The sequence below is a fragment of the Nonomuraea sp. NPDC049152 genome (assembly GCF_040648355.1).
Classification (GTDB): domain Bacteria; phylum Actinomycetota; class Actinomycetes; order Streptosporangiales; family Streptosporangiaceae; genus Nonomuraea.
In genome coordinates this window covers 366493-392108 of the sequence record NZ_JBEZDO010000001.1, presented here as the reverse complement: position 1 = coordinate 392108, position 25616 = coordinate 366493, and the positions used below count along the sequence as shown (strand labels likewise).

Genomic DNA, 25616 nt, shown 5'->3' with positions numbered 1-25616 from the left:
CTCCAACCAAGCGCTTGTCCATATGTGAGTCACGACACGGACATGTGCGTGACAGCCTTACTCTTGGTGAGTAGGACAATCGCGAAGGGTCAGTTGAGAGGCAGTGGGATGAGCTCAGCCGGTGAAGGCCTGTCTCGTCCACTTCCTGAGCAGGTGCGGCTCAATGTGGTGGATCTGGCGGCGCAGCTGCTCGGCACGATGCCCGCCACCGCCGTACCGACACCGCTCCGCGGTATCGCGAAGTTCGACCCGCGCAAACGCGCCAAACTCGGCAGCGCCCCCATCGCCGCCCAGCTGGAGAACGACAAGAAGTTCCGCGAGGCCGTCGCCGAGTCGATCGAGAAGGGCTGGCCCGAGCTGGTCGCCTCGCTGGCCGAGGGCAACGTGCCGCCCGCCGCTGACCCCGTGCTTGTAGCGGCCGCAGCCTATCTGACCAGGCCGCCCGGGTGGGCGGAAATGGTGGAGATGGCCCGCGCCGACCTGGAGCAGTCGGCCGTGGCGGCCGAAGGCTCGGCCCAGGAGGCGACGGTCACGCGGCTGCGCGAGCAACTGGCCGCCCAGAAGACCGCGGCCAAGGAAGAGAGCGAGAGGCTGCGCGAGCAGCTCAAGGCCGCCAGGGCCGAGAACTCCGACCTGCGCCGAAAGCTCCACGACGCCAGGGAGCGGCTCAAGGCCGCCGACCGGCACGCCGCCGACATGGTCCAGGTCGCGGAGGAGGCCAAGCTGGCCGCGTCCACGGCCGGCAGCGCGGGGGAGTCGGAGCTGCGGCGGATGAAGGAGCGCCTGGCCGACGTCGAGCGGCAGCTCGAAGCCTCGCGCAGGGCCGCTCGCGAGGGCCGCAGCATCGAGGACGCCAGGATCAGGGTGCTGCTCGACGCGCTCCAGGACGCCTCGGCCGGGCTGCGCAGGGAGCTGGCGCTGCCCACCACGATCAGCAGGCCCGCCGACTCGGTCGCCGCCGTCGCCCCCGGCGCGCCCACCGTGCGGGGAGTGCCCGCCAGAGCGCTGGCCGACGACGACCCGCAGCTGCTCGACCAGCTGCTGGCGCTGCCGCAGGTCCACCTGATCATCGACGGCTACAACGTGACCAAGACCGGGTACGGCACGCTCACCCTCGCCGACCAGCGCAACCGGCTGATGACCGGCCTCGGCGGCCTGGTCGCCCAGACCAGGGTCGAGGTGACCGTGGTCTTCGACGGCGCGGAGCTCAACGCGCCCGTGCAGGTCGTGGCGCCGCGCGGCGTGCGGGTGATGTTCAGCGCGCCCGGCGAGATCGCCGACGACCTGATCCGCCAGCTCGTCAGGGCCGAGCCGCAGGGCAGGGCGATCGCGGTGGTCTCCTCCGACCGCGAGGTGGCCGAGTCGGTACGCAGGATGGGCGCGCGGCCCGTGCAGTCGGCGCTGCTCCTGCGCCGACTTGGCCGAGCCTAGGTCACGAATTGGGCGACATTTTGAGCTCGTAGGCAACGCTTCTGTACTATTTCGCCCCAGGCGTGATCACTGGGAGGCGTGTCGCTGTGAGGTTTGGCCGGATACCGGTGGCTGCGGGTCTCGCGATAGGGGCTCTTCTTCTGCCTCTGGACGGCGCGGTCGCCGATCCCAAACCAACGATCGCGCAGGCGAAGGCCAAGCTCGAGAAGCTCAACGACAAGGCCGACAAGGTCGTCGACAGGTACAACACGGCCACGGAGAAGTACAAGAAGGCCAAGAAGAGCTTCACCGGCCTCAACAACAGATACAAGAGCAAGCTGGCCAAGGTGGCGGGCCTGCGGGCCGAGGTCGTCGGCATGGCGGTCAACGCCTACCAGGGCGCCGACATAATCTCGTGGACCTCGATGCTGAGCGACGCCGACCCCACGGCGACCCTCGGTGGCATGGCGCTCATGGACCAGATGACGGCCGAGCGGGCGCAGACCCTCGCCGCCTTCGACGAGGAGAACCGCCAGCTCAAGGCCGACAAGGAGCAGGCCCAGGGCGCGCTCACCGAGGCGGACAAGCTGCGCGACGACGTCAAGTCGGAGAAGGACAAGATCCTCGAACTGGTCAAGGAGCAGGAGAAGCTGCTGCGCAAGCTCGGCGCCTACAAGGTGGGCAACCCGAACAGCACCGGCCTCAAGTACACCGGCTCCGCCTCAGGCAACGCCGCCTCCGTGCTCAGCTTCGCCTACGCGCAGATCGGCAAGCCGTACCAGTACGGCGGGACGGGACCCGGCGGCTGGGACTGCTCGGGCCTGACGCAGGCCTCGTGGCGGGCAGGCGGCGTGTCGCTGCCGCGCACGACCTGGGAGCAGTGGGCGTGGGGCGCCAAGCGCAGGGTCTCCCTCGACTCGTTGCAGCCCGGCGACCTCATCTTCAGCTCCGGTCTCGGACACGTGGGCATCTACGCGGGCGGCGGCAAGATCGTGCACGCGCCCCAGACGGGTGACGTCGTGAAGGTCGTCCCGATGTCCTCCTACGGCGGGCGGCTCGTCGGCGCCATCCGCCCGTAGTTCTCGCTCAACTCGCGCAGCACCCCCAGGTAGGCGCTCACTGCGGGCGGGCGGCCCGGCGAAGGCAGGAAGACCGCGCTGATCCGCCTGGCGGGCAGCCGCGGCGACGGCTCCACCAGCCTGATGTCGGCGCGTACGGCCCTGCCCGCGATCGACGGGTAGAGCATCACGCCGACGCCTGCCGCCACCAGGCCCTGACGGCCGTTCCAGTCGTCGCACAGGTGGTTGACCCTCGGCGCGCCGCCCATCGCGGCCGCCAGCTCCGCGATCGGGCCCAGGCAGTCGGGGTGGGTGCCGTCGACCCATGGCTCGGCGGCCAGGTCGGCCAGCCGTACGCGCTCGGCCGCCGCCAGCGGATGCCCGGCGGGCAGGGCGACCAGCAGCTCGTCCTCGAACAGGTCGAGCACCTCGAGCCCCGGCTCGGGCGCGCGATCCCACGAGGTGCGCAGGGCGACGTCGATCGTGCCCTCCAGCAGGCCCTCGCCGCCGACGGTGAGGGAGAGCTCGACGGCTGGGCGCGCCGCGGCGAAGCGGCGGAAGCTCTCGGGCACGAACCAGGTGGCCGCGCTGGGGAAGGCGGCGACCCTGACGCTGCCTGCCTCCGCCGTGGTGAAGGCCCGCAACCTGGTCTCGAACAGGCTCATCCCGTTGAGCACGGCCTCGGCCTGCTCGAGGGCCGCCAGGCCCGCCTCGGTCGGCTGGACGCCTCTGGGACGGCGGTGGAAGAGCGTGACGCCGACGCGGCGTTCGAGCGTGGCGATCTGCCTCGAGACGGCGGGCTGGGTCATTGACAGGGCCTCGGCCGCTCCCGAGAACGAGCCGCGCCGTCCGACCTCCAGCAGGACGCGCAACGCCCACCCATCAAGCATGCGAAGGCCCTCTTTTCGCTGATGTTACGGGTGTGACTGAAGTGACAGATGGGACCTGACAAGTCGGCATTTATGCAAGTGTGAGTAGGGTCACATTCGAATAACGAAACACTTCGTGGAGCAGCGGATCCTGTTCTGACAAGTATGGGTTAGTGATCTTGACATCTTTACTCCGGCTTTGCCTGCCGTTGGGCATCCGGGTACCTTCTCGCTTCGCGGCGACCAAGCCATGGCGCAGGCAACGTCCACCGGCCCCGATGTGGCCGGTGTGCACGCATAAAGATCCGCTGGTCGCCGCGCCGAGCCCCCAGACAGGCGTGCGCGGTCGACCTGCCGAGTCCGTGCGGCATGGAGCACGGAGCCGGGGAACCACGTTCCTGGGGTGAATCCGGCCTGAAGGCCGGAAGGGCGACTTCCACGCCCGAACCCGTCAGCTAACCCGGTAGGCATTCGTGGAAGTCCCAAGGAGACGTTCTGTCTACCCCCTTGAAGAAAACCCGTCTGTCCTGCCTTGCCCTGAGCGGCGTCGTGGCGGCGATGGGAGGAGTCGTCCTCCACGCACCCACGGCACAGGCGACCGTGACCGTGAAGGCGGTGACCGCCGTGAGAACGGTGAGCGCCGTGAAGACGGCCGCGGCGTCGACGTCCAAGGCGAAGCGGCAGACCAGAACCGCTCGGCAGAGGGTGAAGGCCACCAAGGCCGTCACCATGGCGAGAAGGCAGCTCGGCGACCCCTACCGCTTCGGCGGCACGGGACCGGGCGCCTTCGACTGCTCAGGACTGGTCCAGTACGCCTGGGCCAAGGCCGGCATCAAGATCCCGCGCGTGACGTACAGCCAGTACGCACGCATCAAGAAGAAGGTCACGTGGAGCAACCTCAAGCCAGGTGACCTGATGTTCTTTCGCGGGAAGGGCCACGTGGGCATGTTCGTCGGCCACGGCCGGATGATCCACTCGCCGAGCACAGGCAAGACCGTGCGGATCGAGAAGCTCAACGGCTGGCGCAAGGCCTCCTTCGCCGGCGCGGTTCGCCCCGGCGCCTAGCCGGACGTCCAGAGCCCCGTCCATCCCCCCTCGGACGGGGCTCTGGCCTGTCCGGGCTAGCATCGCAGCCGTGGTGACCCGCAGAACGCTGCTGGCGGCCGCGCTGGCCTGCCCGGTGATCTGCACGGTGGCGGGGTCGGCGGGGCGGTGGCTGCCGCCCGCGGCCAGAGGACTGTGGGAGTCGGGCGTCACCGTGGCGTACGGCAAGCGCTCGCTCGTCGTCGGCCACCACGCCGAGGCCGCCCTCCTCCGCGACCTCGCCTCCAGGGCCGACACGGCGGCACTCACCGTCTCCACCGTCCTGCGGCGTGCCGTACGGCCGCTGGTGTTGATGCCCTCGACCACCGCGGAGGCGGCCGCGCTCGCGGGCACGGGACCCGTGGAAGGTCTCGCCGCGCTGGCCTCGGCGGGCCGCGTGATCGTCCTGCCCGGCGCCTTCGCGCGGCTGACGCCTGTCGGCCGCGACGTCGTCCTCACCCACGAGCTCACCCACGTGGCCGCCGGAGCCGAAGGCCGGCCGGTGTGGCTGCGGGAGGGCTTCGCCGACTACGTCGGCTACCTGCGCTCCGGGCTCGGCACGCCGGTCGCGGCGGCGGAGCTGACGGCCGAGGCACGCGCGGGCCGGCTCCCCTCCTCGCTGCCCGCCGACGCCGACTTCGCGCCGGGCTCGCCACGGCTCGCACAGGTCTACCAGGAGGCGTGGCTGGCCTGCCGCCTGATCGCCACCAGGTACGGCAGGCAGGCGCTCGTCGACCTCTACTATCGGGCTGCCGGAAAGGATCTCGGCCAGGCGCTGGAGCCACTGGGCCTGTCGGTCCGCACGCTCGCCGCGCACTGGCGGGAGTATGTCCGGAACGAGCTGACCGACGTGGGGGGAAACCGATGAGGTGGCTGGACCGGCGGGCGGGCATCGCGCTGGTGGTGCTCGGAGTGGCGATCCTCGCGGTCGTGGCGCTCACCACGCCATGGGACCTCATGCGGGACGGTCCCTCCGTACCACCCGATCCCGCACGGGACTTCACCGCCGCCCAGATCGCCCGTTCCCGCGCCTTCGACGCGGCCACCAGCGCGCCCGCCTACCTGTCGCTCGGGCTGACCATCGTGTTCGCGGGGCTGCTCGTGGCCACGCCCCTCGGCGAGCGCCTGCTCGGCAGCCTCAGGGGGCCGTGGTGGCTGCGGGTCATCCTCGGCGTCGTCGTGCTGACCGCCGTCGTCGAGCTGCTGCGCTGGCCGCTCGGCGTCTGGTACGAGACCGAGCTGCGCGCCTTCGGGCTCTCCACCCAGAACTGGGGGAGCTGGACGGGCGACAGACTGAAGGGCATCGGCGTGCGCGTGGCGCTGCTGTCCGTCATCGTGCTGGTGATCGTCGGTCTGGCCAGGCGCTTCAAGAGCTGGTGGGTGCCCGCGGCCGTCGGCGCGTTCGTGCTGACGGTGGGCGCCTCGTTCATCTATCCCATCGTCTTCGAGCCGCTCTTCAACGACTTCACCTCGATGCCCGCGGGACAACTGCGTACCGACCTGCTCGACCTGGCCGAGCGCGCCGACGTACCCGTCGAGGACGTGCTCGTCGCCGACGCCTCCCGCAGGACCACCGCGCTGAACGCCTACGTGTCGGGGTTCGGCGCCACGCGCAGGATCGTCGTCTACGACACGCTGCTCGCCGCGCCGGAGAAGGAGGTGGAGCTGATCATCGCGCACGAGCTGGGGCACGCCAAGTACAACGACGTGCTCAACGGCACGCTCGTGGGCGGGCTCGGCGCCGCCTTCGGGGTGGTGCTGCTGTTCTGCCTGGCTCCGCTGTGGCGGCGGCCGCTCTCGGATCCGCTGACGGTAGGCGCCATCATGGGCTTCCTGTCGCTGGCGACCGTGCTGTCGGGGCCTGCCCAGAACGTCGTCAGCCGTCAGATCGAGGCCAGAGCCGACCTGCACGCGCTCGACCTCACCCGAGACCCTGAGACGTTCATCTCCATGCAAAAGCGGCTTGCCATTACCAACATTTCGGACTTGTCGCCTGATGTCGTGGAATATGTGCTTTATGCCTCGCACCCGACCGCACCGCAGCGCATCGCCATGGCCCGCTCATGGGAGCTCATGAACGCCCCGTGAGCGGGCCCGGTCCCGTGACCACGGTTCTCCCTGTGACCAGGGCTCTTCGTGTGACCATGGTTCGTTCCGCACGCGGGATTTCCCGCCTTGTCCTCGGGTTCGGCCCGGCGGCCAGGGTTCGCCCATGACCAGGGTCCTCGTCGTCACGAACGACTTCCCTCCCCGGCCGGGCGGCATCCAGTCGTTCGTGCACGGGCTCGCGCTCCGCACCCCCTCCGTCCTCGTCTACGCCTCACGGTGGCGCGGCTGTGAGGAGTTCGACCGGCGGCAGCCGTACCCGGTCGTCAGGCACCCCACCTCACTCATGCTTCCCACGGTGGCCGTGGCTCGAAGGGCGGCCAGGCTCGTGGCCGCCCACCGCGCCGACACCGTCGTCTTCGGCGCCGCCGCCCCGCTCGGCCTCCTCGCCCCCAGCCTGCGCGCCGCCGGAGCGCGCAGGATCGTCATGCTCACCCACGGGCACGAGTCCTCGCCGCTCTTCCGCCCGCTGATGCGGCGGATCGGTGCCCACGCCGACGTGGTCACCTACCTGGGGTCCTACACCCACGCCAGGCTCGCAGGGGTGGTGCCTCCCGCCAAGCTCGTACGGCTCACGCCAGGCGTCGACCCGTCCCTCTTCCACCCGTCGGTGGATGCAGCGGACCTGCGGCGGTCGCTCGGACTCGACAGCAGGCCCGTCGCGGTGTGCGTGTCCAGGCTCGTGCCACGCAAAGGACAGGACCAACTGATCAGGGCGTGGCCACTGGTGCTGAGGGCCGTCCCCTCCGCGGTGCTGCTCATCGTGGGCGGCGGGCCCGACCGCCGTCGGCTGGCCCGCATGGCCGCGCCCCTCGGGGAGTCGGTGCGGTTCACCGGGGTCGTGCCTCCTTCGCTGCTTCCCTCGTACTACGCGGTGGGCGACGTCTTCGCCATGCCGTGCAGGACACGGCTGGGCGGGATCGACGTCGAGGGGCTGGGGATCGTGTTCCTCGAAGCCTCCGCGACCGGACTGCCCGTCGTCGCGGGCGCGTCCGGTGGGGCTCCCGACGCGGTGCGGCACGGGGAGACCGGGCTCGTGGTCGACGGCAGGTCGGTGGACGAGGTGGCGGGGGCGCTGATCGACCTGCTGGGCGATCCCGAACGGGCCAGGAAGATGGGGGAGCGGGGCAGGGAGTGGGTGTCGAGCGAATGGGACTGGCAGCACGTCGCCTCCCGCTTCCGCACCCTCCTGTGACCGCTCCACCTCACCGGACCTTCGAGGCTGCCCCGGGTGAATCGCGGACCGGACGGGGCCTGCGCGGCATCGAGATCGAAGGGATCCTGCTCGATGCACGGGAATGGGCGCGTTGGATAGGGAACGGCCGGCCTGCTGGAAGGCGGTCCATCCGGTGGGACGTGCCGAGTGGGGTCGCAAGGCGGCTGCCGGAGGAGACACGTGGCCTGGTCGCTCGATATTGGTCGAGTGTGACGGGTCCGAGGGGCTCGGTCGGGTTGGTCCGGTGGAGGGGGTGGGTCCGGGGGGCTCGGCGAGGCGGCGTGGGGCGTTTGGAGAGGTGGTTGGGATCGGTGGGGTGGAGCGGGGCGGGTGCGGTGGGGTCTGGCCCCGTGAGGGTCAGTGGGAAGGGGAGGGGTGGATCCGCGATGGGCGGGATGGGTCGATGGAGTCGGCCAGGCGGTGCAGGCCGAGCGCCATCGTGTGACGGATGGTGCCTCGGTGGGAGGCCCGGTGGGCGCGCAGCGCGGCCAGGCGCTCGGCCTCCGCGACGCGGTCCTGGTGCACGGACTGGGCGTACAGGTGGCACATCTGGTCGTTCATCGGGAACCCTCCGCTCTGACGATGGAAATGTCGCCGCTCAGCGTGCGAGCGCGTACCTCGACGGCGCTGACGCCCTCGGCCGGCTCTCCTGACTGCTGCAGCTCGGACCTCACCCGCCCGGACAGCGACGAGACGTCGAGCCACGCCGCCGACCCCTTGGGGATCGCGATCGTGATGTCACCGGAGGCCGTCTTCGCGGTCACCTTGCCGTGCCCGATGCCGCCGACGTCCAGGCTCCCTGACGCGGTGCGACTGTTGACGTCGCCGCCCGCGTGACCGATGACGGTGTCGCCGGAGGCGGTGACGACGGTGGTGGTGCCGTGGACAGTGCCGAGCCGGACGGACCCGGAGGTGGCGTCGATGACCGCGTCGTTCTCGACGACGTCACATCTGACGTCACCCGAGGCGGCCTTGACGTCGATCCTGCTCGCGTGTGCCACGTCGACGTCACCTGAGGCGCAGTTGACCTTCACGTCGCCCCACTGTCCTGTGGCCATGACGTCGGCCGCCGCCGTGATCACCCGCAGGTTGGACCGGGTGGGCAGGGCGATGGTGACGTCGAGCGAGGGCGTCCTGCGGAGTCGCTGCCGGTCGGGAGCCTTGACGGTGATCAGCCCTTCGGTGTGCTCGATGAGGACGTCCTGCGCGTACTCGACGTCGGTCGTGCTGCCGGGGTCGCCGGGCCGTACCTCGACGTGGGTGTCATCGCGGTCGGACGCGGTGACCCGCAGGTGGCCTGCGGGGAAGTCGACGCGTACGGAGACGGGATCGGGTGTGGGAAAAACGGGCATGACGAAACTCCATCGGTGTGTAGAGAGGAAGAGAGAGAAGAGAGAAGAGAGCTGTCAGCTCACCCAGCCGCTGATACGGCGGCCGATGGTGGGCGGCGGGCCCTGCGGCTGGGGCTCGGACACGGCGCCGGACAGTGCCCTGACCAGCCAGGCGTTGACCGAGACGCCCGAGGTGGCGGCGGCCCGTTCGATGCGGGCCTTCAGCGCCTCGGGCAGCCGGAGCGTCATCCTGGCCGTGCCCTGATCGTTGTCGCCCGGCGGGACGGGCGGCTCAGGGGGTGCGGGCGGAAGCGGCGCTCCTGGCGGCACAGGCGCGGCGGGTGGAAACGGGGCGCCGGGAGGCTGTGGAGCGCCGGGCGGGCCCGCGTGCCAAGGGCTCGGCATGGTGACCACGAACTCGGGCTGCCTGCCGCGGATGCGCACATCGACGACGCCCGGCTCGATCTCTCTGGTCAGCTCGTCGGCGGCCTCGGAGAGCACCTCGATGAGGGTGAGCCGCAGCGCCGAGTCCAGCAGACCGGTGAGCCGGTCCGCCGTGGCGCGGGCCTCGGGCCCCGCGGCCTCGGCCGCGTCACCGAACTCGCGCCGCAGGTTCTCGATGTACTGCGTCAGATCCATGACGTCATCATGGCATCAAGGTGACGTCATCGCAAGAGGGGGTGACGTCAGAGAATGCGGCCTTTGTCGTCGAGGTGGTCGCGCCATGCGCGTTCGGGCGTCCGATCGAGCGGCCTGACCGCCTTCTCGCAGGAGATCCCCAGGCGTCGACGCGGGTGTCCGGCCGTCCTTCGGACCGCGTGGCCGTACACCTGAGCGGCAGGTCACGGCCACTGACGTCGTCGGCACGGCCGCGTCACCGCGGTGAGGAGATCTCAGCTCATGTCACCGCCGAACAAGCGGCCTTCTGGTGTGGCGTAGGTCATGTGCGGCGGTCGGGGAGGTGCGGCTTTGAACGGGTCAGGGGGTGCGGCGGAGGGGTGGGCGGTGGGCCCAGGTGGCCCAGCGCCAGAGCCATTCGAGGGGGCCCTGGCGGTAGCGGCGCAGCCAAAGGGTGGACCACAGCCACTGGATGGCGAGGATGGCGCCGGCGATCAGGCACACCGTCGTCAAGGACCAGCTCTCCGGCGGGCTGCCGAGGACGCGACCGACCGCCAGGACGAGGATCGTGGCGGTCAGGTAGTTGGTCAGCGCCATCTGGCCCAGCGGTGCGAAGACGGCCCGCAGCGCCGTACGGAGCGGCGTCCTGAGCAGGATCAGCAGGGCGCAGACGTACACCCCCGCGACCAGCAGCCCGGCCGCGGCGAAGGGGAGGACGAAGGCCGAGTCGAGTGGGTCGCCGTTCTCCTGCAGCCACAGGAGAGGCGCGGCCGCCGCGGCGAGGACCAGGCCCAGTACGGCGGGCACCCCGGTGGAGCGCTCGATCCGGTCGATCACTCCGTACCGGGTCAGTGCCGAGCCCAGCAGGAACAGCCCGGGGACCAGCGCGAGAAAGCCGCCTGTGAAGATCAACGACGTCGGGATGAGCACGGCGGCGAGGCCGGCCACGGCCCACCGCGGCAGCCAGGTCGAGGGCAGCAGCACCAGCAGGCCGACGATGGCGTAGACGGTCAGGATGTCGCCCTGCCACAGCAGCACGCGGTGTGCGAGGCCGATCGCGAGCAGCACCAGAAGCCGCCGCAGCAGGAGCAGCCGCGGGCGGGCGGCGCGCTCCGAGGCGGAGTTCAGCAGCAGCGAGAAGCCGACACCGAACAGCAGGGAGAAGATCGGGAAGAAGCGCTGCTCGACGAGCAGCCCCATCCACGCCTCCTCCGGCGTCGCCGAACGCTGCACGACGACCCTGCCGATGTTGGCGATCGGCTGGATGTTGGCCAGCAGGATCCCGCACAGCGCGAACCCGCGCAGGACGTCGAGCGCCGAGATGCGCGGCCGGCCGGGGGAGGTCGTCGCGTGGCCTCCGGGGGCGGGGGGACGCCCGAGCCGGTGACCCGGCACCGCGGGAGGTGCGGATGGCAGTGGACCAGAGCATGGCGACTGCCTCAACACCTGGTCAGGGCCCCGGCCCTCAGCGCCGGAGGGGAGATCTTCATATGGCATGGGGCCTCATCCTGCGGGCGGCCGCCCGGTGCCGGCATCGGTTGAAAGCAGGGATCGGCCGTCCGCGACCGTACTTTCGGCCGGTTCAGCGTGCGCGTGGAGATCTCTAGCCTGAACGATGTGAATGTTCGGGAGACTCTGGCCGGGCGGGCAGGGATCGCGGCCGACGTCGGGCTCGGCGCCGTGTTCGCCGTGGCGCTCGCCTTCTGGGCGTTCAGGATCGCGGAGAGCTGGGGTGGCGAATACTGGCGGTTCGACTGCGCGGCCGGGGCGGTGGTGTGCGCCTGCGCCCTGGTGCGCCGGAGCGACCCGGCGAGGGCGGCCGTCGCGGGACTGGCCGTCGCGGCGGCCGCCGTCCTGATCGCCCGCCTCGCCCATCTGCCCGCCGAGCCTGGCCCCGCCATGGCCTTGGGCCTGTCCGTGCTCATCGGCTCCGCGATCAGGGCTCTCCCCGCCCCGGGTGCCGTCGCCGTCGCCGCCGGAGGGTTCGCGGTGGTGGCCGGCAGCCTGCTCGCCGCTCTGACCTCCACGTCCTCACACCAGGCCGTCGCGACGCTGAACGGCGTGGGATGGCTCGCCGCCGTCGCGATCGGGCTGTGGCCGCGGCTGCTCGACGCCCGCCGCAGGGCCATCGCCGAGAAGGTACGCCGCGACGAGCGACTGACGCTGGCCAGGGAACTGCACGACGTCGTCGCCCACCACATCACCAGCATCGTGCTCCAGGCTCAGGCCGGCCGCCTCGTCGCCCGCAAGCACCCTGAGACGGTGGACGGCTCACTCGCGGACATCGAGGCCGCCGGCTCCGACGCGCTGGCGGCGACGCGCCGCGTCGTCGCCCTGCTGCGCGACGAGAACGACGCGGCCCCCGCGACGCCCGGCCCCGAACGGCTCAGCGAACTGGTCGAACGCTTCGGCGATCACGGCCCCGCCGTGCGCCTGCGGCTCCCCGAGGACGCATCGGCCTGGCCGCCAGAAGTGGCGGGCACCGTCTACCGGGTCGTCCAGGAGTCGCTGACCAACGTCTCCCGCCACGCCCCGCATGCCCGCTCGGTCACGGTCAGCGTCGCCCAAGATCGGGAAGCTGTCACCGTGGAGGTCGTCGACGACGCTCCGCCGGTCAGGACCCGGTACCACCACCGCGGCGGCTTCGGCCTGGTCGGCATGCGTGAGCGCCTCGAGGCGCTCGGCGGCACGCTGCGCGCGGGCCCGCGCCCAGGGGCCGGCTGGTCCGTGCTCACCACCCTGCCCGTGCCCGCGCGGAAGCACCCATGACCATCAGGGTCCTGCTGGCCGACGACCAGGCGATGATCCGCGGCTGCCTGCGGATCATCCTCGAGGACCAGCCCGACATCAGCGTGGTCGCCGAGGCCTCGGACGGCGCCGAGGCGGTCGCCCTGGCCAGGAGGCTGCGCCCGGACGTGTGCCTCGTGGACGTCCAGATGCAACGCACGACGGCGCTATGCGCCCTCGAACCGCCGGTCAGCCCTTCGTGGAGCCCAGCGTGAGACCGGAGACGAACTGCTTGTGGAGCAGCTGGAACACGATCAACGTCGGCAGCGCCACCAGCAGCGACCCCGCGGCCAGCAGGTTGTAGTCGGTGAAGAACTGCCCGCGCAGGTTGTTCAGCGCCGACGTCACCGGCAGCTTGTCGCCCGACGACATCAGCACAAGAGCCCACAGGAAGTCGTTGTACATCCACGTGAACTGCAGCGTCGACAGCGCCGCCAGCGCGGGACGGCACAGCGGCAGGGTCAGCTGCCAGTACCGCCGCCACACGCCGGCCCCGTCCACGAGCGCCGCCTCCGAGATCTCCTCGGGGATGGTCCGCATGAAGTTGGCCAGCACGAACACGCAGAACCCGAACTGGAACGCCACATGGATGAGGATCAGCCCGAGATAGGAGTCGTACAGCGACAGCGAGTCCGACAGCCACCACGGCAGCGGGATCAGCGTGTACAGCGTGTACAGCGGCGTGATCAGCACCTGCGGCGGCAGCAGGTTGCCCGCGGTGAACACCACCAGCAGCACCTTGCGCCCCGGCACGCGCAGCCGCGCGATCGCGAAGGCGGTGAAGGAGGCCAGCAGGAGGGTGAGGATCACGCCGGGCACGACGATGATGAACGTGTTGAGGTAGTACTTCGGCAGGTCGGCCTGGTCCCACGCTTGGGTGTAGTAGTCGAGCGTGAGGGTGCGCGGCAGCGAGAAGTACCCCAGCCGCGCCGTCTCCTCGTACGGCCGCAGCGAGGCGTAGACGGCCAGGAGCAGCGGCAGCAGCCAGCCCAGCGCCACCAGCCCGAGGAAGGCGTGCAGCAGCACGCGCAACGGGCGGAGGGGGCGCTTGGCCGGCCGGTGGGTCTGTTCGACGGCGGTGGGGCGGGCGGCGGTCAGCGTCACCTGTGGTCCTCCTTGAACAGCTGCGTCAGGTAGGTGACGATGAACCCCATCGAGATCACCAGCAGGATCACCGCGATGGCCGAGCCGAAGCCGATCCTGCTCGCCTCGCCGACGATGTTCTCGGTGACCAGCACGGACAGCAGTTCGAGCCCGTTCCTGCCCTTGTTGATGGCGTAGACGATGTCGAAGGCGCGCAACGCCTCGATCACCGTGATCACCAGCACGATGACGTTGATCGGCCGCAGGGTCGGGAACACCACGCGGAAGAACGACTGCGCCTCGTTGGCCCCGTCGATCGCCGCGGCCTCCTTCAGCGCGGGGTCTACCGCCTTCAGCCCGGCCAGATAGATGATCATCACGTAGCCGACGTGCCGCCAGGCCGCGGCGATCATGATGACCCAGATGTTGATGTCGCTGTCGCCGAGCCAGTCGGTGGTCAGCCCGGTCACCGCGTTCAGCACGCCGTAGTCGGAGGAGTAGACGAGCTGGGCGATGAAGCCCACGACGGCGAGCGACAGCACGACGGGCAGGTAGAGCGCGCTCTGGTAGACCCGCGACAGCCGTAGCCGCCGGTCCAGCAGCACCGCGCAGAACAGCCCGAACGGCGTCGCGATCAGGCCGAGGAAGGCCAGCCACAGCACGTTGTTGCGGACGGCCGACCAGAACGGGGGATACTCGCTCGCCAGGTCTCCGTAGTTGCGCGTCCCGATCCAGCGCAGCTCCGAGATGCCGTTCCAGTCGGTGCCCGACAGCGCGACCGAGGCCAGCGTGGGTCCCCAGATGAGAGCCACGTTGACCAGGATGGCCGTCCCGAGCCCGAGGCTCAGGACAGCGACGTCCCTGCGAGAGTAGCGGCGGGTGATCAACGGAAGATGTTGGCCTTCTGCGCTTCGATGTCCTTGAGCAGCGCGTCGATGTCGTCGGGCTTGCCGACGAACCGCTGCAGCGCGGGGATCATCACGGTGGAGGCGAAGTCGGGCCTGGTGTCGCGGTCGAGGAACTGGGCGATGTGCGTGGCCTGCGAGACCAGCTCGGCCCCGCGCTTCTGCAGCGCGCTGTAGCCGCTGGTGTCGGCCTTGGAGCTGGAGGCCAGCGTGCCGGGGTCGAGCTTGGTGGCCGCGTTCTGCGAGGAGGCCTGCGCGAGGTGCTTGAGCAGCGCCTTGGCGCCGTCCACGTTCTTGGCCTTGGCCGAGATCATGTAGCCGTCGATCGGCGCGTCGATGGAGTCGGTGCCGAACTGCGGGTTGATCTCGGGGAAGGTGAAGAAGTCGATGTCGTCCCGTTCGGCCTCGGGGAACTGCTGCGCGACGAACATGCCCAGCAGGTACATGCCGGTCTTCTTCTGGGCGAGCGACTGCCCCGCCTCCTGCCAGGTACGGCCCAGCGCCGCGGGCTGGTGGAACTCCATCAGGCCGCGCCAGGTGTCGAAGACCTGTTTGACCTTCGGGTCGGTCCACGCCTCCTTGCCCGCCATGAGGGAGATATGGAAGTCATAGCCGTTCGTCCGCATGTTGAGGATGTCGAAGGTGCCCATCGCCGGCCAGCCGTCCTTGTCGGCGAACGCGATCGGGATGAGCCCGTCGGCCTTCATCTTCTTGGCCAGCGCGGTGAACTCGTCCAGCGTCTTGGGCGGCTGGTATCCCTTCTCCTCCCACAGGCTCTTGCGATAGAAGACCGCCCATGGGTAGTAGGTGAACGGGACGAAGTACTGCTTGCCGTCCGAGCCGGTCGAGGCCGCCTTGAACGCGGGGGTGTAGTCCGAGCCGATCTCCCGCCACACGTCGGAGATGTCGGTGGCCAGCCCCTGCTCGGCGAAGAACTGCATGCGGTAACCGGCGAACCAGGTGAACACGTCGTCAGGCGTGCCCTTGAGGTAGCGGTTGATGTTCTCCTGGAAGGTGTTGTGGTCGACCGTGTTGATCCTGACGTCGGCCTGCGTGAAGGCCTTGACCACGGTTTCCAGCGACTTCTTGGGGATCTCGTCGGAGGCGTTCGATCCGATGGTGATCGTGCCGCGCGCCGCCGAGCCGCTCGCGCCAGGCGTGCCTTGATCGTTGGGATTGCCACATCCCGCGAGGATCGCGGGGACTCCGAAGGCCGCTGCACCGAGCAGCAGGTTCCGGCGGGTGATCGGCAGTCGTTGGGTCATGGTGAGTTCCTCCTTGACCGACCCTCAGATTCCCCCGATATCCCGCAAATCTCCACAGAATCAGCACGAATGTCAACGTAACTTTCCTAACGATTACGGGGTCACCAATGGGTTGACATCAACTAGTCGAGATTGGATAGTTGATATCAACTAAGGAGGTGCGGTGGAGAACCATCGCAAGGTGTCCAACCCGTTGGCTCTGGCGGTGCTGGCGTTCCTGTTGATGGAGCCGATGCATCCGTACGAGCTCGGGCGGCGGCTGCAGGAGACCGAGAAGGACCGCAGCTTCAAGTACAACAGAGGCTCGTTGTACATGGTGGTCAAGCAGCTGGCGAAGGCGGGCTTCATCGTCGAGCGGGAGACCGTGCGCGACACCGAGCGGCCGGAGCGCACGCTCTACGCGCTCACCGACGAGGGCAGGCGCGAGCTCTACGACTGGCTGCGCGAGCTGGTCGCCATGCCCGCGGAGGAGTACCCGAACTTCGGGGTCGCGCTCTCCCTGCTCAGCGTCCTGAACCCCACCGAGGCGGTCGACCTGCTGCGACGACGCACGGCCGCGCTCGACGCGCAGACCCGCGAGATCCGCGAGGGCGTGCGCGCCGCCACCGACGGCGGCGTCGTGTGGGTCTTCCTCGTCGAGGAGGAGTACCGGCTCGCGGTCCTGGAGGCCGAGCTCCGCTTCGTCACCCGGCTCATCGAGTCGCTTCGGCAACCCGACTACATCAAGACATGGCACACGGTCTTCGGGAGTCAGCATGACAGCGGTTAGAACGGCACTGGTGATCGGCGGCGGCATCGCCGGCCCCGTGACCGCGATGGCGTTACGCCGCGCGGGCATCGAGGCGACCGTCTACGAGGCCTACGCGGGCAGCGCGGACGGCATCGGCGGCACGCTCACCATCGCCCCGAACGGGCTCGACGCGCTGCGGATCGTCGGCGCCGACGTCCCCGTCAAGGCCGCGGGGCAGCCCGTGGCGTACACAGTGATCACCGATGGCGCGGGCAGGCGCATCGGCGAGTTCCCCGGCCTGCGGGACCTCCAGCCCAGCCAGGCGATGTGGCGCTCGGACCTGTACCGCGCCGTGCACGAGCACGCCATCGCCTCCGGCGTCCCCATCGAGTACGGCAGGCGCCTGGTAGGCGCAGACGAGAGCTCCACCGGCGTCACCGCCAGGTTCGCCGACGGAGGCGGCGCGAGCGCCGACATCCTCGTCGGCGCCGACGGCATCAACTCAGTCGTCCGCACACTCATCGATCCGGCGGCGCCGGCGCCGCGCCACGTCCCCCTCCTCAACTTCGGCGGCCTGGCCGACCTCGCGGTGCCCGCCCGAACCGACACCACCTACTTCGTCTTCGGCAGGCACGGCTTCCTCGGCTACTGGGTGCAGCCCGACGGCCGGACCGCCTGGTTCGCCAACCTCCCCCACGAGACGCCGATGACCACGGCCCAGGCGCGGGAGGTGCCCGCGGGCGAGTGGCTGCGCAGGCTGCGCGAGATCTACGCCCACGACGCGCCGGGACCGGACCTGCTGCGGCACACCGGAGAGGAGAAGCTGGTCACGCTCGGCTCGGTCGCGATCATGCCGAGCGTCCCGCGCTGGCACAGCGACAGGATGGTGCTGGTCGGCGACTCCGTCCACGCGCCGTCGCCCAGCTCGGGCCAGGGCGCGTCACTGGCGGCCGAGAGCGCGGTGCAGCTCGCCCGCTGCCTGCGCGACCTGCCCGACGCGCCCGGTGCCTTCTCCGCCTATGTACGGCTGCGCCGCGGCAGGGTGGAGAAGGTGGCGACCAGGGCGTCCAGGACCAACAACAGCAAGGCGCTCGGGCCGTTCGCCATCACGATGATGCGGCTGATGATGCCGGTGGCGATGCGCACCTTCCTCACGCCGGAGCGCACGCTCGGCGTCGAGCAGCGCCACCACGTGGACTGGGACCGCCCGGTCCCGGCCCTTGCCACCGCGTCGTAAGCGGCCTGAAGGGCCGGCCTCGCGGTGACGCGCGACAACGAGCTCGTCGGCCCGCCTCAGAGACAGGGGTTGGTCGTCGTGTCGATGACCTTGTCCTTCAACGAGCCGGGAATCGCGGAAAGCACCCGCACGCCGGGCCAGTCGGCGCCGATGACCAACTGGACGACCGGCCCGGCGGCAGGCCCGGCGGCAGGCCCGGCGGCCGGGGTGGCGGCCGGGGTGGCGGCCGCTGTTCCCGCGTACGCCTCACTGGTGAGCGGCTTCACCTTGCCGGCCGTCGGCGTGCGCTTGTCCTTCGACAGCCTCGACGCGACGGCCTCGGCGTACGCGGGGCCTTCCGCGTCCTTCCCGCGGTAGCGGATCGTCGTTCGCGCCGCTTCGGCGACGTTGCCGAGCTGCGTCACCACGAAGCCCTGCGCGGCCAGCTCGTCGGCGACCTGCTTGGCCATTCCCTTCGTCGCCGTGCCGTTGAGCACCTGGACGCGCACCTGCTCGTTCTTGATCTTCGGGGCGGCGGAGGGACTCGACGAGGTCGTGGAGGTGACCTCGACGTCGCGCCGTACGGAGTCGAAGAAGTTCTGCGCGTCGGGTTGCCTGAACTGGACGCGGTTCGTGTCGGCGGGATAGGGCTGGACGGGAACCGTGATGCCCTTGAGCTCCTTGGCGGTCAGGCCCTTGACGCTGTTGGCGATGTCCAGCATCCGGTGCAGCGTGAGCGCGCTGTCAACGGTCACCGCCGAGGTCGCGGCCCCGAGGAAGTCATCCAGCTTGTCGGGACTGCCGAGCAGGTCGCCGTCGGTGACCTTGGCCAGCACCTTGCTGAGGAAGACCTGCTGGCGCTGGATCCTGCTCAGGTCGCTGCCGTCGCCCAGCTTGTAGCGCGTCCGGACGTAGCCGAGCGCCTGCTCGCCGTTGACCACGTGCTTGCCCGCGCTCAGGACGAGTTTCGCCTGCGGGTCGCTCACCGCCTTCGGCAGGCAGATCTCGATGCCGCCGAGAGCGTCGACGACGCTCTTGAAACCGGTGAAGTCGACCTTGACGAAGTGGTTGACGTGGATGTTCGTGAGCGACTCGATGGTTCTGATCGTGCAGGCGATGCCGCCGTCGTTGAAGGCCGCGTTGATCTGGCGTGTCCCGCCCGGGATGGTGCCCCCGCCGGGCTTCACGCACTCGGGGACGAGCACCATGGAATCCCGCGGGAAGGCGATCATGACCGCCTGATCTCGGTTGGGCGAGATGTGAAGCATCATGATGGTGTCCGTGCGCTCGCCCAAGCCCTGGGATGTCGCCCCGTACCGCTTGTTCTCGCCCTCACGGGAATCCGACCCCACGAGCAGCACGTTGAGCGCGCCCGTCTCCGGCGGGCGATCGGCGCCCAGTCCTGGTTCGACGTTCTCGCGAACGATGCCGGCGTCAAGGTTTCTGTAGTAGGTGTAGCCGGTCAGCGACGCCGCCACGGCGACCGACGAGACCGCGATGCCTGCCCACCGCCACGGGCTCATCCTGGCTCGCCGTGACGTGCCGGGTCCGCGAGCAGCCCGCTTCGGTTCCCGAGCGGGAGCAGGCGTGTCCGGTTGCCGCTTCGTCACGTTCGCCCCGCCTCACCCCGATGATCAGATCGCCAGGGTACTCGGAGACCGCCCCCGCCATGATCGGAAAGCGTCAGCCGGTCAAGGCGCGCTCGTACTCGACCTGGCCGAGCAGGTGGCCCCGCCCGAAGTCATGCTCCCGGACCGCGCCGGACTCGGTGAAGCCGCTCTTGGTGTAGAAGCGCCGCGACTGCGCCGTATCCCGCAGCGTCCACAGGTGGACGTGCCCGAACCCGTCTTCCCGCAGCCGCCGAAGCGTGGCGGCCATCACGGCGCTCGCGACACCGGTACCCCAGCCCTCAGGATGGCCGAAGAAGCTGAAGATCTCCGCGGAGCCCGGCCGCGTCCGCGAGCGGCCGAAGAAGGACAGGGCCAGCGGCCGCCCGTCCAGTACGGCGACCATGACGGTGCCATCCCCCTTGGCGAGCACGTCGTGCCACTTGGTGCGCCGGTGCCGCACCGCTTCGGCGGCGAACGCGGGAGGGAAGAAGCCGATGTAGGCCGCCTTCCAGGACTCCGCATGGATCTCGCCGAGCGCGTCCGCGTCGTCGGCGGAAGCCTGATGAACCGTGATGCTCTTGGTCACACGATCACCGTAGGGGCGGCGCCCGTCTCGCGTGCGCCGCCCGCCTTGGCCTTACTTGGCGTACAAGCCGTCGATGTCCGCGGCGAAGTCCCGCATCACCAGGTTCCGCTTGACCTTGAGGGTCGGCGTCAGGTGACCGCTCTCCTCCGTCAGGTCCGTGTCCAGGATGACGAACTTCTTGATCTGCTCCGCCTTCGACACGCTCCTGTTGGCGGTGTCGACCGCCGATTGGACCTCCGCGAGCACCGCCGTGTCCTGCTTGGCCTCCTTGGCCGCCGACAGCCCGCGCTGCGTCAGCGCCTCGGGGTCGAGAGTGATGAGGGCCGCGGCGAACGGGCGGCCGTCGCCGACGATCATGGCCTGGGAGATCAGGGGATGCGACCTGATCGCGTCCTCCAGCGGCGCGGGCGCGATGTTCTTGCCCGCGGCCGTGACCAGGATCTCCTTCTTGCGCCCCGTGATGCGCACGTACCCGTCGCCGTCCAGCTCGCCGACGTCGCCGGTGTGGAACCAGCCGTCGGGGTCGACCGCGCTCGCGGTGGCCTCGTCGTTGTTCCAGTAGCCGTGGAAGACGTGGCGGCCCTTGGTGAGGATCTCGCCGTCCTCGTCGATCTTGACCGTCGCGCCCGGGATCGGCTTGCCGACGGTGCCGATCTTGTTGGCGCCCGGCATGTTGACCGAGATGGGGGCGGTGGTCTCGGTCAGGCCGTACCCCTCGAACACCTCGATGCCGACGCCGGTGAAGAAGTGGCCGAGCCGCTCGCCGAGCGCGCCGCCGCCGGAGACCGCCGCGGACAGGCGACCGCCGGTGGCCTGGCGGAGCTTGCCGTACACGAGCTTGTCGAAGAGCTTGTGCCGCAGGCGGAGGCCGAGCGGCGCGCCGCCGGCGGCCTGCGCCTTGCTGTAGGCGATGGCGACGTCGGCGGCGCGGGCGAAGATCTTGCCCTTGCCGCCCGAGATGGCCTTCTGCTCGGCGCCGTTGAAGACCTTCTCGAACACCCTGGGCACGCCGAGCAGGAACGTCGGCTGGAAGGCGGCCAGGTCGGGTGCGACGTTCTTCATGTTCGGGGTGTGGGCGAGGATCGTGCCGGTCTCGACGAGCACGATCTGGATCACCCTGGCGAACACGTGCGCCAGCGGCAGAAACAGCAGCGCCGCCCTGCCTGGCACGTCGAACAGCTGCTCCAGCGGACCTCTGGCCACGTTGATCGAGGTGAACAGCAGGTTGTCGTGGGTGAGCCTGCAGCCCTTCGGCCTGCCCGTGGTGCCGGAGGTGTAGATGATCGTCGCGAGGTCGCCGCCCTTCCTGGAGGTACGGCGGGCCTCGAGCGTCTCGTCGGAGACGTCGGGCCCGGTGAGGGAGGCGATCTCCTCCACCCGCCAGACCTTCTCCAGCGTGGGCTGCGCCGCCCTGACCGTCTCCTCGTGGGCGTCCAGCTCGACGAAGGCGGCCTTGGCCCCGCTGTCGGACAGGATCCACGCGACCTGGTCGGTGGCGGAGGTCTCGTAGACCGGCACGCTGACCGCGCCCGCCGCCCAGATGGCGTAGTCGATGACGGTCCACTCGTAGCGCGTGCGCGACATCAGCGCGATACGGTCGCCCGGCTCGATCCCCGCGGCGATGAGGCCCTTGGCGAGCGCGGCGACCTCGTCACGGAACTCGCGAGCGGTGACGGCGGGCCAGCTCTCGCCGGCCTTCTTGCGCATCACGACCGCCCCGGGCTCCTGCTCGCCCCGCCTGAAGACCGTGTCGGTGCAGTTGGCGGTTAGCGGGACATCCACCAGGACGGGGACGCTGTACTCGCGCACGGATCACTCCTCCGGGTGCACGCTTCTGGGACGACCGAGGACGCTACCGCGTTAAGTTACGCGTGGGTAGCCTCGTCACATAGGCGTTATCTAGGGCGTTCATCACGCTAGCAGCCGATCGGCGCTGCGCCGCACGAGCCGCGGGGCGGTCCGTGAGGCGGCCCGCGAGGCGCCGCCGTTAGGGTGTGCCGTATGCGGGTGCATGTCGTGAGCGATGTCCACGGAAGCGTCGACGCGCTGGCCCGCGCGGGCGACGGCGCCGACGCGCTGATCTGCCTGGGCGATCTCATCCTCTTCATCGACTACGACGACCACGCGCAGGGCATCTTCCCCGACCTGTTCGGCGCGGACAACGCGGCCGAGTTCATCGCGCTGCGCACCGCCAAGCGGTTCGACGAGGCCAGGGCGATGTCGGCGCGGCTGTGGTCGGGGCTCGGCGGCGACCCGCGCGAGCACATCGAGCGGATCGTCAGGGACCAGTACGCGCGGCTGTTCGCGGCGATGCCCACGCCCGCCTACCTCACCTACGGCAACGTCGACCTGCCCAGGCTGTGGGGCGACTACCTCAAGCCAGGACTCCAGGTGCTCGACGGGCAGACCGTGGAGATCGGCGGGCTCAGGTTCGGGTTCGTCGGGGGCGGGCTGCGCACGCCGTACCGCACGCCGTACGAGATCACCGAGGAGGAGTTCGCCGCCAAGGTGGAGGCGGTCGGCGAGGTGGACGTCCTGTGCTGCCACATCCCTCCCGCGGTGCCCGAGCTGCTCTACGACGTGGTGGCCAGGCGCTACGAGCGGGGCAGCGAGGCGACGCTGGAGGCGATCAGGCGGACCCAGCCCCGCTACGCGCTGTTCGGCCACGTGCACCAGCCGCTCTACGCGCGTACCAGGATCGGCAGGACCGAATGTGTGAACGTCGGCCATTTCCGCGGAAAGGGCGTCCCGTACGTCCTCGAATGGTGACCCGACCGGTACCTTTGTCGCATGGCTGATCGCACCACGTCGAGCATCACCATCGACGCCGACCGTTCCCGCGTGATGACCGTCGTCGCCGACTTCCCCGCCTACCCCGAATGGGCAGGTCAGGTGAAGTCGGCCGAGGTTCTGAGCACGAACGGCGACGGCCGTCCGCAGACCGTGCGCTTCGTGCTCGACGCGGGGGTGATCAGTGACACCTACACCCTCGGCTACGAGTGGTCCGACGACGAGAGCGTCAGCTGGCAGGTCGTCGAGTCGGGCACGATGGTGCGCGAGCTGAAGGGGAGTTACACCTTCGCCGACCGGGGCAGTGCCACCGAGGTGACCTACGAGCTCGCGGTCGACCTGAAGGTCCCGATGATCGGCATGATCAAGCGCAAGGCGGAGAAGGTCATCGTCGACACGGCCCTCAAGGGCCTGAAGAAGCGTGTCGAAGGCCGATGAGAGTCCTGCTCTTCACCGGTAAGGGCGGCGTCGGGAAGACCACGGTGGCCGCGGCCACGGCGACGCTGGCCGCGCGGCGTGGGCTGAAGACGCTGGTCGTCTCCACCGACACCGCGCACTCGCTGGCCGACGCGCTCGACGTCGCCGTGGGCGACCAGCCGGTGGAGATCGAGCCTGGCCTCCACCTCCACCAGGTCGACACCCAGAAGTCGCTCGAACGCCACTGGGGAGAGCTGCAGGACTACGCGAGAGGCCTGTTCGCCGAGCTCGGCCTCGACGAGATCACCTCCGAGGAGATCACCGTCCTGCCGGGCGCCGAGGAGGTCATCGCGCTGCTGGAGCTGCGCGAGCAGGCCCACTCGGGCCGCTGGGACGTCATCGTCGTCGACTGCGCGCCGACCGCCGAGACTCTGCGCCTGCTGGCGCTGCCCGAGGCGCTCGACTGGCACGTCTCGCGCCTGCTGCCCGTCGGGCGCAAGCTGATGAAGGTCGTCGCCCCGTTCGTGCGCAGCGTCGCCCACGTCAGCACCCCGGGCGAGGAGGTCGTGAGCGCGGGCGAGCGCTTCCACCGCGGCCTCATGGAGGTGCGCGAGCTGCTCACGGGCGAGTCCGCCTCCGTCCGTCTCGTGCTGACGCCGGAGTCGGTGGTGCTCGCCGAGGCCAGGCGCACCCTCACCTCCCTCAACCTGTACGGCTACCGCGTCGACGCCGTGATCGCCAACCGCGTCTTCCCCGCCGACGGCGCCGACGAGTGGCGCTCCCAGTGGGTGCGGGCGCAGTCGAAGCTGCTGGCCGAGGCCGAGGAGTCGTTCGCGCCGCTGCCCGTCCACGTCGTCCCCTACCTGCCGGGCGAGCCCGTCGGCGCCGACGCGCTGGCCAAGGTCGGCGAGGGCATCTACGCGGGGAGCGATCCCTTCGCCGATCCCGCTGTCGAGCCGCCGCTGCTCTTCGACGGGCACGAGCTGTCCCTTGCCCTGCCGGGAGCCGACAGGGCCGAGGTCGACCTGGCCCGCAAGGGCGACGAGCTGATCGTCACGGCGGGGCCGTACCGCAGGATCCTGGCCCTGCCCACCGCGCTGGCCCGCAGGAAGATCAGCGGCGCCGTGCTCCGCGAGGGCCGCCTCCGGGTACGGTTCGTGGCAGGAGGGCGAGATGACTGAGAGCAACGACAGAGATCCCATCGGTACGGTCGCCGAGGAGGCGCGCAAGCTGTTCGACGCGCTGCAGGGGCGTGCGAGCCGCCAGGTCGGCAAGACGGTGATCAACTCGTTCACCGGGGGCGGCGCGGGCGGTCGCGAGCGGGACGTGTGGGGCGAGGCCGTGGCCGAGCACCCCGAAGGCGAGTACATCTGCCGCGCGTGCCCGATCTGCAGGGCCATCGCCGCGCAGAAGGAGTCGGGGTCGGACGTGACCGGGCACCTGGTGGCCGCGGGCGGCGAGCTGTTCGCCGCCTTCCGCCAGGCGGTCGACGCGCTGAGCCGTCCGAGCTCCCCCCGAAGGCCCCGCGAGGAGCGGCACGAGGACGTGGAGCACATCGACCTGGGCTGAGCGGCCCCGGGAAGAAAGGTTGGGACGGACATGCTGACCATCGGTGTGGACATCGGCGGGACGAAGGTCGCCGCGGGCGTGGTGGACGAGAACGGCACCATCATCGAGAACGCCTTGCGGCCCACCCCGGCCACCCGGCCCGACCTCGTGGCCGCGACGGTCGCCGACGTGGTCAAGGAGCTGGCCAAGGGCAGGGAGATCGAGGCGGTCGGCGTCGGAGCGGCGGGCTTCGTCGACGAGACCCGCTCCATCGTCCGCTTCGCGCCCAACCTGGCCTGGCGCGAGGAGCCGCTCCAGAAGAAGATCACCGAGCTGATCGGCCTGCCCGTCATCGTGGAGAACGACGCCAACGCGATGGCGTGGGCCGAGGCCCGCTTCGGCGCGGGCAGGGGCGAGAGCCACATCGTCTGCATCACCGTCGGCACCGGCATCGGCGGCGGCATCGTCATCGACGGCCAGCTCTACCGCGGCCGCTGGGGCATGGGCGCCGAGCTCGGCCACATGCAGGTCGTGCCCGAGGGCAGGCTCTGCGGGTGCGGCAACCTCGGCTGCTGGGAGCAGTACGCCAGCGGCAACGCGCTCGTCCGCGAGACGCGCGAGATCGTCGCCGACCAGCCGGAGCGGGCCGCCATCCTGCTCGGCCTGTCGGGCGGCACGATCGAGGGCGAGGAGGTCACCGAGGCCGCCAGGCAGGGCGACGAGGCCTCGCTGGCCGCCTTCACCGCCATGGCCGACTGGCTGGCGCAGGGCATGGCGGATCTCGCGGCCGTGCTCGACCCGGGGCGCTTCATCCTCGGCGGTGGCGTGTCCAGGGCGGCCGACCTGTTCCTCGACAGGACCCGCGAGACGTTCGAGCGCGTGCTGACCGGCAGGGGCCACCGCCCCGTCGCCGAGATCAAGCTCGCCGAACTCGGCGCGTCCGCCGGGCTCGTGGGCGCTGCGGATCTGGCGCGCAGGCGTTAAATTC

24 protein-coding genes, 2 pseudogenes and 1 riboswitch are annotated in these 25616 nt (G+C 70.1%); of the genes and pseudogenes, 15 read left to right on the top strand and 11 right to left on the bottom strand.

The window, feature by feature from the left end; all coding sequences use genetic code 11:
- The first annotated feature begins 153 nt into the window (after window positions 1-153).
- Window positions 154-1431, top strand: coding sequence for an NYN domain-containing protein (locus AB0B45_RS01860; protein WP_358123803.1), 1278 nt, complete (start codon window positions 154-156; stop codon window positions 1429-1431).
- Window positions 1432-1538: 107 nt separating this feature from the next.
- Window positions 1539-2489 carry an NlpC/P60 family protein gene (locus tag AB0B45_RS01855; RefSeq protein ID WP_358123801.1) on the top strand — a complete coding sequence of 317 codons (951 nt, stop codon included), beginning with the start codon at window positions 1539-1541 and terminating at the stop codon, window positions 2487-2489.
- Here the strand turns inward: AB0B45_RS01855 and AB0B45_RS01850 are convergent.
- Window positions 2453-3358 carry a LysR family transcriptional regulator gene (locus AB0B45_RS01850; protein ID WP_358123799.1) on the bottom strand — a complete coding sequence of 302 codons (906 nt, stop codon included), beginning with the start codon at window positions 3356-3358 and terminating at the stop codon, window positions 2453-2455. The two genes, AB0B45_RS01855 and AB0B45_RS01850, sit on opposite strands and share 37 nt — an antisense overlap.
- Before the next feature lie 321 nt (window positions 3359-3679).
- Window positions 3680-3822: riboswitch (cyclic di-AMP (ydaO/yuaA leader) on the top strand.
- Between the two features lie 22 nt (window positions 3823-3844).
- Here AB0B45_RS01850 and AB0B45_RS01845 point away from each other — a divergent pair.
- The 4 genes from AB0B45_RS01845 (at window position 3845) to AB0B45_RS01830 (ending at window position 7721) form a co-directional block, all read left to right on the top strand.
- Window positions 3845-4402, top strand: a complete 558-nt coding sequence (locus AB0B45_RS01845; RefSeq protein WP_358123797.1) for a C40 family peptidase — start codon at window positions 3845-3847, stop codon at window positions 4400-4402.
- Window positions 4403-4472: 70 nt separating this feature from the next.
- Window positions 4473-5288, top strand: coding sequence for a hypothetical protein (locus AB0B45_RS01840; RefSeq protein WP_358123796.1), 816 nt, complete (start codon window positions 4473-4475; stop codon window positions 5286-5288).
- Entirely contained in the window at window positions 5285-6508 is a 1224-nt protein-coding gene (locus tag AB0B45_RS01835) for a M48 family metallopeptidase (protein ID WP_358123794.1), read from the top strand. The genes AB0B45_RS01840 and AB0B45_RS01835 overlap by 4 nt, the downstream gene beginning before the upstream one ends.
- Window positions 6509-6632: 124 nt before the next feature.
- Window positions 6633-7721, top strand: coding sequence for a glycosyltransferase family 4 protein (locus tag AB0B45_RS01830; RefSeq protein ID WP_358123792.1), 1089 nt, complete (start codon window positions 6633-6635; stop codon window positions 7719-7721).
- Window positions 7722-8099: 378 nt separating this feature from the next.
- Here the strand turns inward: AB0B45_RS01830 and AB0B45_RS01825 are convergent, their stop codons facing one another.
- From AB0B45_RS01825 to AB0B45_RS01810, 4 genes are all read right to left on the bottom strand, one after another.
- Window positions 8100-8303 carry a hypothetical protein gene (locus tag AB0B45_RS01825; RefSeq protein ID WP_358123790.1) on the bottom strand — a complete coding sequence of 68 codons (204 nt, stop codon included), beginning with the start codon at window positions 8301-8303 and terminating at the stop codon, window positions 8100-8102.
- Window positions 8300-9094, bottom strand: a complete 795-nt coding sequence (locus AB0B45_RS01820; RefSeq protein WP_358123788.1) for a DUF4097 family beta strand repeat-containing protein — start codon at window positions 9092-9094, stop codon at window positions 8300-8302. The genes AB0B45_RS01825 and AB0B45_RS01820 overlap by 4 nt, the downstream gene beginning before the upstream one ends.
- A 54-nt stretch (window positions 9095-9148) precedes the next feature.
- Window positions 9149-9712: a toxin-antitoxin system HicB family antitoxin gene (locus AB0B45_RS01815; protein ID WP_358123786.1), complete on the bottom strand. Its 564-nt coding sequence runs from the start codon at window positions 9710-9712 to the stop codon at window positions 9149-9151.
- Window positions 9713-10051: 339 nt separating this feature from the next.
- A complete protein-coding gene (locus AB0B45_RS01810; RefSeq protein WP_358123784.1) occupies window positions 10052-11086 on the bottom strand; it encodes a DUF418 domain-containing protein in 1035 nt (344 codons plus the stop codon).
- 222 nt (window positions 11087-11308) lie between these two features.
- Between AB0B45_RS01810 and AB0B45_RS01805 the strand changes: the two genes are divergently transcribed.
- Both AB0B45_RS01805 and AB0B45_RS01800 read left to right on the top strand, forming a co-directional pair.
- Window positions 11309-12460: a histidine kinase gene (locus AB0B45_RS01805; protein ID WP_358123782.1), complete on the top strand. Its 1152-nt coding sequence runs from the start codon at window positions 11309-11311 to the stop codon at window positions 12458-12460.
- A pseudogene (locus tag AB0B45_RS01800) lies at window positions 12457-12630 on the top strand (response regulator); the annotation flags it as partial. The gene AB0B45_RS01805 and the pseudogene AB0B45_RS01800, both read left to right, overlap by 4 nt.
- 37 nt (window positions 12631-12667) lie before the next feature.
- Here AB0B45_RS01800 and AB0B45_RS01795 read toward each other — a convergent pair.
- From AB0B45_RS01795 to AB0B45_RS01785, 3 genes are read right to left on the bottom strand one after another with little or no spacing between them, the layout of a single operon-like run.
- Window positions 12668-13582, bottom strand: coding sequence for a carbohydrate ABC transporter permease (locus tag AB0B45_RS01795; RefSeq protein ID WP_358123780.1), 915 nt, complete (start codon window positions 13580-13582; stop codon window positions 12668-12670).
- Window positions 13579-14448, bottom strand: a complete 870-nt coding sequence (locus AB0B45_RS01790; RefSeq protein ID WP_358123778.1) for a sugar ABC transporter permease — start codon at window positions 14446-14448, stop codon at window positions 13579-13581. Before AB0B45_RS01790 ends, AB0B45_RS01795 begins: the two co-directional genes overlap by 4 nt.
- Complete coding sequence (locus AB0B45_RS01785) at window positions 14445-15731, bottom strand: ABC transporter substrate-binding protein (RefSeq protein WP_358123776.1); 1287 nt, start codon at window positions 15729-15731, stop codon at window positions 14445-14447. Before AB0B45_RS01785 ends, AB0B45_RS01790 begins: the two co-directional genes overlap by 4 nt.
- 163 nt (window positions 15732-15894) lie before the next feature.
- On the opposite strand from AB0B45_RS01785, the gene AB0B45_RS01780 reads away from it, so the two are divergent.
- The gene (locus AB0B45_RS01780) at window positions 15895-16500 is read left to right on the top strand and encodes a PadR family transcriptional regulator (RefSeq protein ID WP_358123774.1); all 606 of its coding nucleotides are present in this window, start codon (window positions 15895-15897) and stop codon (window positions 16498-16500) included.
- Entirely contained in the window at window positions 16487-17698 is a 1212-nt protein-coding gene (locus AB0B45_RS01775; RefSeq protein ID WP_358123772.1) for an FAD-dependent monooxygenase, read from the top strand. The genes AB0B45_RS01780 and AB0B45_RS01775 overlap by 14 nt, the downstream gene beginning before the upstream one ends.
- Before the next feature lie 56 nt (window positions 17699-17754).
- Here the strand turns inward: AB0B45_RS01775 and AB0B45_RS01770 are convergent, their stop codons facing one another.
- The 3 genes and pseudogenes from AB0B45_RS01770 to AB0B45_RS01760 form a co-directional block, all read right to left on the bottom strand.
- Entirely contained in the window at window positions 17755-19200 is a 1446-nt protein-coding gene (locus AB0B45_RS01770; RefSeq protein ID WP_358123770.1) for an LCP family protein, read from the bottom strand.
- 160 nt (window positions 19201-19360) lie between these two features.
- A pseudogene (locus tag AB0B45_RS01765) lies at window positions 19361-19897 on the bottom strand (GNAT family N-acetyltransferase); the annotation flags it as partial.
- Window positions 19898-19924: 27 nt separating this feature from the next.
- Complete coding sequence (locus AB0B45_RS01760; RefSeq protein WP_358123768.1) at window positions 19925-21682, bottom strand: AMP-dependent synthetase/ligase; 1758 nt, start codon at window positions 21680-21682, stop codon at window positions 19925-19927.
- A gap of 192 nt (window positions 21683-21874) precedes the next feature.
- Between AB0B45_RS01760 and AB0B45_RS01755 the strand changes: the two genes are divergently transcribed.
- From AB0B45_RS01755 to AB0B45_RS01735, 5 genes are read left to right on the top strand one after another with little or no spacing between them, the layout of a single operon-like run.
- The gene (locus AB0B45_RS01755; RefSeq protein ID WP_358123766.1) at window positions 21875-22642 is read left to right on the top strand and encodes a metallophosphoesterase; all 768 of its coding nucleotides are present in this window, start codon (window positions 21875-21877) and stop codon (window positions 22640-22642) included.
- Window positions 22643-22663: 21 nt separating this feature from the next.
- On the top strand, window positions 22664-23101 hold the full coding sequence (locus AB0B45_RS01750; RefSeq protein ID WP_358123764.1) for an SRPBCC family protein: 438 nt from the start codon (window positions 22664-22666) through the stop codon (window positions 23099-23101).
- A complete protein-coding gene (locus tag AB0B45_RS01745; protein WP_358123762.1) occupies window positions 23098-24261 on the top strand; it encodes an ArsA family ATPase in 1164 nt (387 codons plus the stop codon). The genes AB0B45_RS01750 and AB0B45_RS01745 overlap by 4 nt, the downstream gene beginning before the upstream one ends.
- The gene (locus AB0B45_RS01740; protein ID WP_358123760.1) at window positions 24254-24649 is read left to right on the top strand and encodes a DUF5304 family protein; all 396 of its coding nucleotides are present in this window, start codon (window positions 24254-24256) and stop codon (window positions 24647-24649) included. Before AB0B45_RS01745 ends, AB0B45_RS01740 begins: the two co-directional genes overlap by 8 nt.
- A 30-nt stretch (window positions 24650-24679) precedes the next feature.
- Complete coding sequence (locus AB0B45_RS01735) at window positions 24680-25612, top strand: ROK family glucokinase (protein ID WP_358123758.1); 933 nt, start codon at window positions 24680-24682, stop codon at window positions 25610-25612.
- Window positions 25613-25616 lie beyond the last annotated feature (4 nt).

Coding starts and splice junctions, on each gene's coding strand:
- AB0B45_RS01850 (WP_358123799.1), bottom strand. CDS start 3,358: ATGCTTGATGGGTGGGCGTTGCGCGTCCTGCTGGAGGTCGGACGGCGC.
- AB0B45_RS01835 (WP_358123794.1), top strand. CDS start 5,285: ATGAGGTGGCTGGACCGGCGGGCGGGCATCGCGCTGGTGGTGCTCGGA.
- AB0B45_RS01830 (WP_358123792.1), top strand. CDS start 6,633: ATGACCAGGGTCCTCGTCGTCACGAACGACTTCCCTCCCCGGCCGGGC.
- AB0B45_RS01825 (WP_358123790.1), bottom strand. CDS start 8,303: ATGAACGACCAGATGTGCCACCTGTACGCCCAGTCCGTGCACCAGGAC.
- AB0B45_RS01820 (WP_358123788.1), bottom strand. CDS start 9,094: ATGCCCGTTTTTCCCACACCCGATCCCGTCTCCGTACGCGTCGACTTC.
- AB0B45_RS01815 (WP_358123786.1), bottom strand. CDS start 9,712: ATGGATCTGACGCAGTACATCGAGAACCTGCGGCGCGAGTTCGGTGAC.
- AB0B45_RS01785 (WP_358123776.1), bottom strand. CDS start 15,731: ATGACCCAACGACTGCCGATCACCCGCCGGAACCTGCTGCTCGGTGCA.
- AB0B45_RS01775 (WP_358123772.1), top strand. CDS start 16,487: ATGACAGCGGTTAGAACGGCACTGGTGATCGGCGGCGGCATCGCCGGC.
- AB0B45_RS01770 (WP_358123770.1), bottom strand. CDS start 19,200: ATGAGCCCGTGGCGGTGGGCAGGCATCGCGGTCTCGTCGGTCGCCGTG.
- AB0B45_RS01755 (WP_358123766.1), top strand. CDS start 21,875: ATGCGGGTGCATGTCGTGAGCGATGTCCACGGAAGCGTCGACGCGCTG.
- AB0B45_RS01750 (WP_358123764.1), top strand. CDS start 22,664: ATGGCTGATCGCACCACGTCGAGCATCACCATCGACGCCGACCGTTCC.
- AB0B45_RS01745 (WP_358123762.1), top strand. CDS start 23,098: ATGAGAGTCCTGCTCTTCACCGGTAAGGGCGGCGTCGGGAAGACCACG.
- AB0B45_RS01740 (WP_358123760.1), top strand. CDS start 24,254: ATGACTGAGAGCAACGACAGAGATCCCATCGGTACGGTCGCCGAGGAG.
- AB0B45_RS01735 (WP_358123758.1), top strand. CDS start 24,680: ATGCTGACCATCGGTGTGGACATCGGCGGGACGAAGGTCGCCGCGGGC.